This window comes from Streptomyces sp. NPDC037421, from assembly GCF_055602105.1.
Window position 1 is genome coordinate 443,401 of sequence record NZ_JBVJWV010000001.1, and the last position, 7,197, is coordinate 450,597.

Here is a 7,197-nt window from a genome sequence, read left to right on the forward strand (position 1 = left end):
GCTCGTTGCCGAGCATGCCGGGGCAATGCTGAAGCCCACCTGAAGCCGCCTGAAGACCCCTTCAGCAAAGCCCGCAGCCGACCTGAGACCCTGGGCGGCATGCGCGTACTGGTGGTGGAGGACGAACGACGGCTGGCGCTCGCCCTCCAGCGGGGGCTCCGGTCGGAGGGCTTCTCGGTGGACGTGGCCCACGACGGGCCGCAGGGCCTGTGGATGGCCTGCGAGCACGACTACGACCTGATCGTGCTCGACATCATGCTGCCCGGCCTCAACGGCTACCGGGTCTGCGCCCGGCTGCGCGCCGCGGGCAACGAGTCCGGGATCCTGATGCTCACGGCGAAGGACGGCGAGTACGACGAGGCCGAGGCCCTGGACACCGGCGCCGACGACTTCCTCTCCAAGCCCTTCTCCTACCTCGTCCTCGTCGCCCGGCTCCGCGCCCTGGGCCGGCGTACGGGCCGCCGGGGCCCGCGGACCATGGAGTTCGGCGACCTGCTGGTCGACCCGGCGCGGCACCTGTGCTCCCGGGGCGGCACGCAGATACGGCTGACCGCCCGGGAGTTCGCGGTGCTGGAGTGCCTGGCCCGGCGCGCCGGCGAGGTGGTGCCCAAGCGGGAGATTCTGGAACAGGTGTGGGACAGCGCCTTCGACGGCGATCCGAACGTGGTCGAGGTGCACGTCAGCGCGGTGCGCCGGAAGATCGACGCGCCGTTCGGCCGGTCCGCCCTGGAGACCGTGCGCGGTGCCGGATACCGGCTGGCGGCCGACGGTGGCTGAGACCCGGGCGCGGACGCCGGCCGGGACGCGGGCCGAGACCCCGGCGGAGCCCGGCGCGGTGCGCCGCCTGATCGGCCGCGTACGCGGACCCGTGCGCCGCCTGCTGCGGCGGATCGGGCCCGCCACCGTCCGCGGGCGGGCCACGGCCGGCGCCGTCGTCGTCGTCGCGGCGGCCCTCGCCCTGGCCTCGTTCGCCCTGCTCGGGCTGCTGAAGGCCAACCTGCTGCGCAACGCCGAGCGCGACGCCGAGCGGCAGGCCGTGACCATCGCCCGGCTCGCCGCCGCCGGCGGCCTGGACCGGATGCGCGCGCCGCTGCCCGGCGCCGACTTCGTCCAGGTGGTCAACGCCCGCGGCCGGGTGCTGCGAGCGACCCCGAACCTGGCCGGCGCGCCCGCGCTCGGCCCCGGGGGGCCGTCGGGGCCCGGAACCGCCTTCCACACCTGGCGGGTCCGGCCGCTCGGCGGCGAACACCGGCTGAGGGTCGTACAGGTCACCACGGACACCCCGCAGGGCCTGGTCACCGTGTACGTCGGCACCTCCCTGCGCGACGTGGACGCGGCCGACGACACCACCACCGCCGCGCTCGCGGCCGGCGGGCCGCTGCTCCTCGCCACGGTGGCCCTGGTCACGTGGCGGGTGACCGGCCGCGCCCTGCGGCCCGTCGAGGCGATCCGCGCGGAGGTCGCCGAGATCACCGACCGGGACCTGCACCGCCGGGTCCCGGTACCCCCCACCCGCGACGAGGTGGCCCGCCTGGCCGAGACGATGAACGCCACGCTGGACCGGCTGGAGTCCTCCGGGCACCGCCAGCGCCAGTTCATCGCCGACGCCTCGCACGAACTGCGCAGCCCGCTCACCGTGCTGCGGACCCAGCTTGAGGTGGCCCTGGCCGTCCGGGACCCGGAGCTGTGGCCGGAGCTGATCGGCGGGGCGCTGGAGGACACCGAGCGGCTCCAGCACCTGGCCTCGGACCTGCTCCTGCTGGCCCGGATCGACGCCGCCCGGCCCGTCGCGGCGGCCCGGCTGGACCTGGGTGCCGTGGTGCGGTCCGCGGTGGCGGCACGGCTGGGCGACCGGGTGCCCGTACGCACGGAGCTGGAGGCCGGCGTGGAGGTGGAGGGCAGCGAGCTGTGGCTGACCCGGGTGGTCACCAACCTGCTCGACAACGCCCAGCGGTTCGCCGACCGGCGGGTCGAGATCGTCCTGCGCACCACCGCCGGCGGCGCCGGGGCGCGGACGGCCGTACTGGAGGTGCTCGACGACGGCCCCGGCATCCCGCCCGCCGACCGGGAGCGGATCTTCGAGCGTTTCACCCGGCTCGACGACGCCCGCAGCCGCGACCACGGCGGGGCCGGCCTGGGCCTGGCGATCGCCCGCGACCTGACCGCCCATCACGGCGGCACCCTCACCGCCGAGCCCTCCGACCGGGGCGCCCGCCTGCGGGCCGTGCTCCCGGCGACAGCCGTCTCCTGACGGGAACTTGACGCCGGCCGACGGGGTCCATACGCACCGCTGACGTACGGGCGGCTCCGACGGGCGTTCAATGGAAGCCGGACGGTTGGCGACGCGGGAGGGGCCGGCGGTGGGAAGACGACGGGTGGTTGCGGGCGTGAGCGGCGGGCCCGGAAGTCTGACGGCCCTGCACCGGGCCGCCGACGAGGCCCGGTTGCGCGGGGCCGAACTGTGGGCGGTGCTGGCCTGGCAGACGCCGGGCGGGGGTCCGGCCGCCGGCGGCGCCTGTGCCTGCGCCCGCTACCCCGAGCACCGGGAGGCGGCGGCCGGGCGGCTGCGCGAGGCCCTCGACGCCGCCTTCGGGCCCGGCGGCCCCGGCGTCCCCCTGACGGGGCAGATCGTACGGGGCACCCCGCGGGCCGTCCTGGTCGACGCCGCCCGGGACGCGGACGACCTGCTGGTGGTCGGCGCGGGCCGCCGGGGCCGGCTGCTCGGCATCCTGCGGCCCTCGGTGGCCCGCCACTGCATGGCGCACGCGCCGTGCCCCGTGCTCGCCGTGCCGCCGAACCCGCTGGAGGCCCAGCTGCACACCGTGCGCCGCCGCAACGCGTGGCACCTTCCGCTGGACGCGCGGGAGCTGGCGGGCTGACCCGCACGGCCCCCGCCCGTCCCCGCACGGCATACCGGGCACCGGCCAAGAAGCGGTCGGTGATTGTCCGGTTCGGGACCGCACATCACGCGGGCGACAAGCTAAGATCACGGCGTGGTCACAGCCAGGTCCCCCCGTACGCCGCGGATCCGCCCCTCCGCGGGTCTGCTGCACCTGCTCGGGCTGACCCTGCTGCTGCTCGGCCTGCTCTGCGCACACGGCGCCGGCTCGCACGGCGCCGCCCACGCCACCACCACGGCATCAGCCGCCCGGACGGCGGCTTCCGGCACCGCGACCCCGGCCTCGGCGACCCCCGCCGACCACCACGCCCCCTCCCACCCGGTCCACGACTGCGCCCCCGTGCCTCCTCGGGCGGCCTCCCCGGCGGACGCGACCGCGACTCCCCCGGCGGCCACCGCCGCCCGGCCCGTCCCCGCGGTCCACCGGGACGCCGCCGGTCACTCCGGCCCGGCCTGCAACCCGGCCGCAACCGCCGCCTCCGCGCAACCGGGAACCTCCACCGTCCTCCAGGTGTAGGCCCGGGATCCTTCCGGGCCCGTCCCGCGATCCCCGCCACCCCCGCCCGCACGGGCCGAGGGGTGCCCGCCGCACGGAGGAACACCTTGCCCACCTGCCCCCACCCTCCCCGACCACACCCCTTTCGCCCCGGTTCGCCCTGGTATCGCATGCTGGTCGTCGGCATGCTCAGCGCGCTGCTCCTCGCGGCCCTCGCCTGCTCCTCGCACGGGCACACCGGCGTCTCCTACGGCTCGTCAGCCGCCGGAGCCGCGCTGGAGCCCGGGCCGACAGGCCCTGCAGAGCCCCTGGGCCACGCACACCCGCATCCCGGCCACGGTTCCAGCTGCGCCACCTCCGACCCGGCCCCCAGCAGCCAGGGGCCGACCCCCCTGTCCGCCGCTCCCGCACGGCCCTCGGCGGGTGCGGGCGCCGCCCCGACGGCGGCCCGGGCGGCGGGTGCGGGCTCCGCCGGACCGGCCGTCGCCCGCTCAGGACGTTCCACTCTGACCATCGTCTGTCGATGGCGGCTCTAGTCCGCTCCCGTAAGCCCGTTCGCAACGGCTGACGTATGCCCAACGGGCGGACCCTGCCCTGCCCAGGCTCGGCATTTCCCACGAGCGCGACCACCGAAGCACCATCGAATGAGAGCGGAACAATGCATTCTTCGGCCACCGACGTCACTCCCCCCGCCCGCTCCGGCCTCTCCGGGCTGGTCGGCAACACCCCCCTGCTGCGCGTGTCGGAGCCCCTGGCCCCGGCGGGACGCGGCTTCTGGGCGAAGCTCGAGGGCTTCAACCCCGGCGGCATCAAGGACCGTCCCGGCCTGCACATGGTCGAACGGGCCCGCGCCCGCGGCGAGCTGAAGCCGGGCGCCCGGATCATCGAGTCCACCAGCGGCACCCTCGGCCTCGGCCTCGCCCTGGCCGGCATGGTCCACGGGCACCCCGTCACGCTGGTCACCGACCCCGGCCTGGAATCGTCGATGACCCGCCTGCTGACGGCGTACGGGGCACAGGTCAACGTCGTCTCCGAACCGCACCCCACCGGCGGCTGGCAGCAGGCCCGCCGCGACCGCGTCACCCAGCTGCTGGCCCAGCACCCCGGTTCCTGGTGCCCGGACCAGTACAACAACCCGGACAACACCACCGCCTACACCCCGCTGGCCCTCGAACTGGCCACCGAGCTGCACCACATCGACGTCCTGGTGTGCAGCGTCGGCACCGGAGGGCACTCGGCGGGCGTCTCCCGCGTCCTGCGCCAGCTCTACCCCGAGCTGAAGCTGGTGGGCGTGGACACCGTCGGCTCCACCATCTTCGGCCAGCCCGCGCGGACCCGCCTGATGCGCGGCCTCGGTTCGAGCATCTACCCGCGCAACGTCGCCTACGAGCAGTTCTCCGAGGTGCACTGGGTCGCCCCGGGCGAGGCCGTGTGGACCTGCCGCCAGCTCGCCGCGTCCCACTACGCCGCCGGCGGCTGGAGCGTCGGCGCGGTCGCCCTGGTGGCCGGCTGGCTGGCCCGCACCCTGCCCGAGGACACCCGGATCGCCGCGGTCTTCCCCGACGGGCCGCAGCGCTACCTCGGCACCGTGTACGACGACGACTACTGCGCCGCGCACGGGCTGCTGGACTCCCCTCCGGCCGCGGAGCCCGAGACGATCGGCCGCCTGGACGAGAAGGAGGTCACCCGCTGGACCCGCTGCGCGAGCGTGGTGGACCCGCTGACCCTGCACGCGTCGGAGGTTCCCGCCTGATGAAGGGCACCCTCGCGCAGGTCCGTACCTACGAGCGCAGCGTCCAGCTGCTGATGGTGAACCAGTTCACCATCAACCTCGGCTTCTACATGCTCATGCCCTACCTCGCCACGCACCTGGCCGGCCCGCTCGGGCTGGCCGGCTGGACGGTCGGACTGATCCTCGGCGTGCGCAACTTCAGCCAGCAGGGCATGTTCCTGATCGGCGGCACCCTCGCCGACCGCCTGGGCTACAAGCCGATGATCATCACCGGGCTCGCGCTGCGCATCGCCGGGTTCGCGACCCTCGGGCTGGTCGACTCCGTGCCGGCGCTGATCGCCGCCTCGGCGGCCACCGGGCTGGCCGGGGCCCTGTTCAACCCGGCCACCCGGGCCTACCTCGCGGCCGACGCGGGCGAGCGCCGGGTGGAGGCCTTCGCCCTGTTCAACGTCTTCTACCAGGCCGGCATCCTGCTGGGCCCGCTGGTGGGCATGGTGCTGACGGGCGTCGACTTCCGCGTCACCTGCCTGGTGGCGGCCGGGATCTTCGCGGTGCTGAGCATCGTGCAGGTCCGGGCCCTGCCCGCCCGCCGGGGCAACGACGCCGCCGAACGCGCCGAGGGCCCCCGGGAGGGGGTGCTCGTCCAGTGGCGCGGGATCCTCGCCAACCGGCCGTTCCTGCTGTTCTCCGTGGCGATGATCGGCTCCTACGTGATGACCTTCCAGGTCTACATGGCGCTGCCGCTGGAGGTCCGGCGCGTCGGCGGCGAGGGCGGCTTCGGCACGGCCGCGGTGGCGCTGCTCTTCGCGGTGTCCGGGCTGAGCACGATCCTCTTCCAGACCCGCGTCACCGCTTGGTGCAAGGCCCGTCTGGAGCCGGGCCGGGCGCTGGCCTGGGGGCTGCTGGCCATGGGGGCGGCCTTCCTGCCCCTGCTGGCCGCCACGGCGCTGCCCGTACCCCAGTCACAGCTGGGGACGCGGCTGCTGGCGGCGGTGCCGCCGGTGCTGGCGGCGCTGCTGCTGGCCGCCGGGACGATGATCGCGTACCCGTTCGAGATGGACACCATCGTCCGCCTCTGCGGGGACCGCCTGGTCGCCACGCACTACGGGCTGTACAACACGGTGTGCGGGGTCGGCATCGCCGTCGGGAACCTGCTCACGGGGGCGGCGCTGGACGCGGCCCGCTCCGCCGGGATGTCGGCGCTGCCCTGGCTGGCGCTGTTCGTACTGGGCCTCGGGTGCACGGCCGCCCTGTACGCCCTCGACCGCACTGGCCGCCTCGCCCCGCCCGCCCGCGAGGCGCGCGCCGAGGCCGTGGCGGCCTGAACCCGGCCCGCCGCCCGGCCCCGGCCGGGCGGCGGGTGCGCGGGCTCAGGAGATCCCGTACCACTGGCTGGCCCAGCCGGTGTTGATGGTGCTGGTGGACTGCTCGGCGAGGTTCACGGTGGCCGGCAGGGAGTTCTGGCCGGTCAGGATGGTGCTGTAGCGCAGGTTGGGGGGCGTGAGGCCCGCGTTGACCGAGATGCCGGCGCCGGTGGACTTCAGGGTGAGGGCGTTGGTGGCCCAGTTGCCGTTGAGCAGGAGGGCGATGAAGTATGTCCCGGGGGCTGCGGTGAACGGCTTGGCGAGGGCGAGCGGCTTGGCGACGGGGTCGGTCATCAGCTGGGGGGAGATGTCCGGGGTGGCCCCGCGCAGGGTCCCGGCGGCGTCGTACACGCCCAAGTAGCAGTTGGAGAGCTGGGCGTTGGGGTCGAGGCCGGCCAGCCCCAGCCAGATGTTCGACCAGGTGGTCTCCTGCCGCAGGACGACCCGGACCAGGGTGACGCGTCCGCCGACGCCGGCCGCCGACTGGGCGGTGACGTGGCCCGCGTCGCCCGGGTCGCCGGTCCAGGCCAGCAGGTTCTGGTCCTGCGGGCGGGGTCCCTCGTACCCGGCCCCGGGGGGGGGGGGGGGGGGGGGGGGGGGGGGGGGGGGGGGGGAGGCGGGAGGGGGGGGGGGGGGGGGAGGACGCCGTCCCGAGACCCGGCGGACTGTACGGCGTCAGCAAACTCGCCGCCACCGAGCTGGTCCT

8 protein-coding genes are annotated in these 7,197 nt (G+C 75.4%); 7 read left to right on the plus strand and 1 reads right to left on the minus strand.

What is annotated here, in order from left to right:
* The first annotated feature begins 99 nt into the window (after positions 1–99).
* The 7 genes from ACZ7IF_RS01935 (at position 100) to ACZ7IF_RS01965 (ending at position 6,452) form a co-directional block, all read left to right on the plus strand.
* Entirely contained in the window at positions 100–777 is a 678-nt protein-coding gene (locus ACZ7IF_RS01935) for a response regulator transcription factor (RefSeq protein ID WP_125823421.1), read from the plus strand.
* Positions 770–2,251, plus strand: a complete 1,482-nt coding sequence (locus ACZ7IF_RS01940) for a sensor histidine kinase (protein WP_470961450.1) — start codon at positions 770–772, stop codon at positions 2,249–2,251. Before ACZ7IF_RS01935 ends, ACZ7IF_RS01940 begins: the two co-directional genes overlap by 8 nt.
* A 70-nt stretch (positions 2,252–2,321) precedes the next feature.
* On the plus strand, positions 2,322–2,879 hold the full coding sequence (locus ACZ7IF_RS01945) for a universal stress protein (RefSeq protein ID WP_470961453.1): 558 nt from the start codon (positions 2,322–2,324) through the stop codon (positions 2,877–2,879).
* 114 nt (positions 2,880–2,993) lie between these two features.
* Positions 2,994–3,416: a hypothetical protein gene (locus tag ACZ7IF_RS01950; RefSeq protein WP_470961456.1), complete on the plus strand. Its 423-nt coding sequence runs from the start codon at positions 2,994–2,996 to the stop codon at positions 3,414–3,416.
* 149 nt (positions 3,417–3,565) lie between these two features.
* Positions 3,566–3,931, plus strand: a complete 366-nt coding sequence (locus ACZ7IF_RS01955) for a hypothetical protein (RefSeq protein WP_470961459.1) — start codon at positions 3,566–3,568, stop codon at positions 3,929–3,931.
* Positions 3,932–4,053: 122 nt separating this feature from the next.
* On the plus strand, positions 4,054–5,148 hold the full coding sequence (locus ACZ7IF_RS01960) for a PLP-dependent cysteine synthase family protein (protein WP_470961462.1): 1,095 nt from the start codon (positions 4,054–4,056) through the stop codon (positions 5,146–5,148).
* Complete coding sequence (locus tag ACZ7IF_RS01965; RefSeq protein ID WP_470961464.1) at positions 5,148–6,452, plus strand: MFS transporter; 1,305 nt, start codon at positions 5,148–5,150, stop codon at positions 6,450–6,452. The genes ACZ7IF_RS01960 and ACZ7IF_RS01965 overlap by 1 nt, the downstream gene beginning before the upstream one ends.
* A 45-nt stretch (positions 6,453–6,497) precedes the next feature.
* On the opposite strand, the gene ACZ7IF_RS01970 is transcribed toward ACZ7IF_RS01965, so the two are convergent.
* Positions 6,498–6,848 (minus strand): hypothetical protein, encoded by a 351-nt coding sequence (locus ACZ7IF_RS01970; protein WP_470961467.1) that lies wholly within the window; start codon positions 6,846–6,848, stop codon positions 6,498–6,500.
* Positions 6,849–7,197 lie beyond the last annotated feature (349 nt).

Excerpts from the sequence above, each read along its gene's own strand:
- ACZ7IF_RS01935 (WP_125823421.1), top strand. The coding sequence starts at position 100 with ATGCGCGTACTGGTGGTGGAGGACGAACGACGGCTGGCGCTCGCCCTC.
- ACZ7IF_RS01945 (WP_470961453.1), top strand. The coding sequence starts at position 2,322 with ATGGAAGCCGGACGGTTGGCGACGCGGGAGGGGCCGGCGGTGGGAAGA.
- ACZ7IF_RS01955 (WP_470961459.1), top strand. The coding sequence starts at position 3,566 with ATGCTGGTCGTCGGCATGCTCAGCGCGCTGCTCCTCGCGGCCCTCGCC.
- ACZ7IF_RS01960 (WP_470961462.1), top strand. The coding sequence starts at position 4,054 with ATGCATTCTTCGGCCACCGACGTCACTCCCCCCGCCCGCTCCGGCCTC.
- ACZ7IF_RS01965 (WP_470961464.1), top strand. The coding sequence starts at position 5,148 with ATGAAGGGCACCCTCGCGCAGGTCCGTACCTACGAGCGCAGCGTCCAG.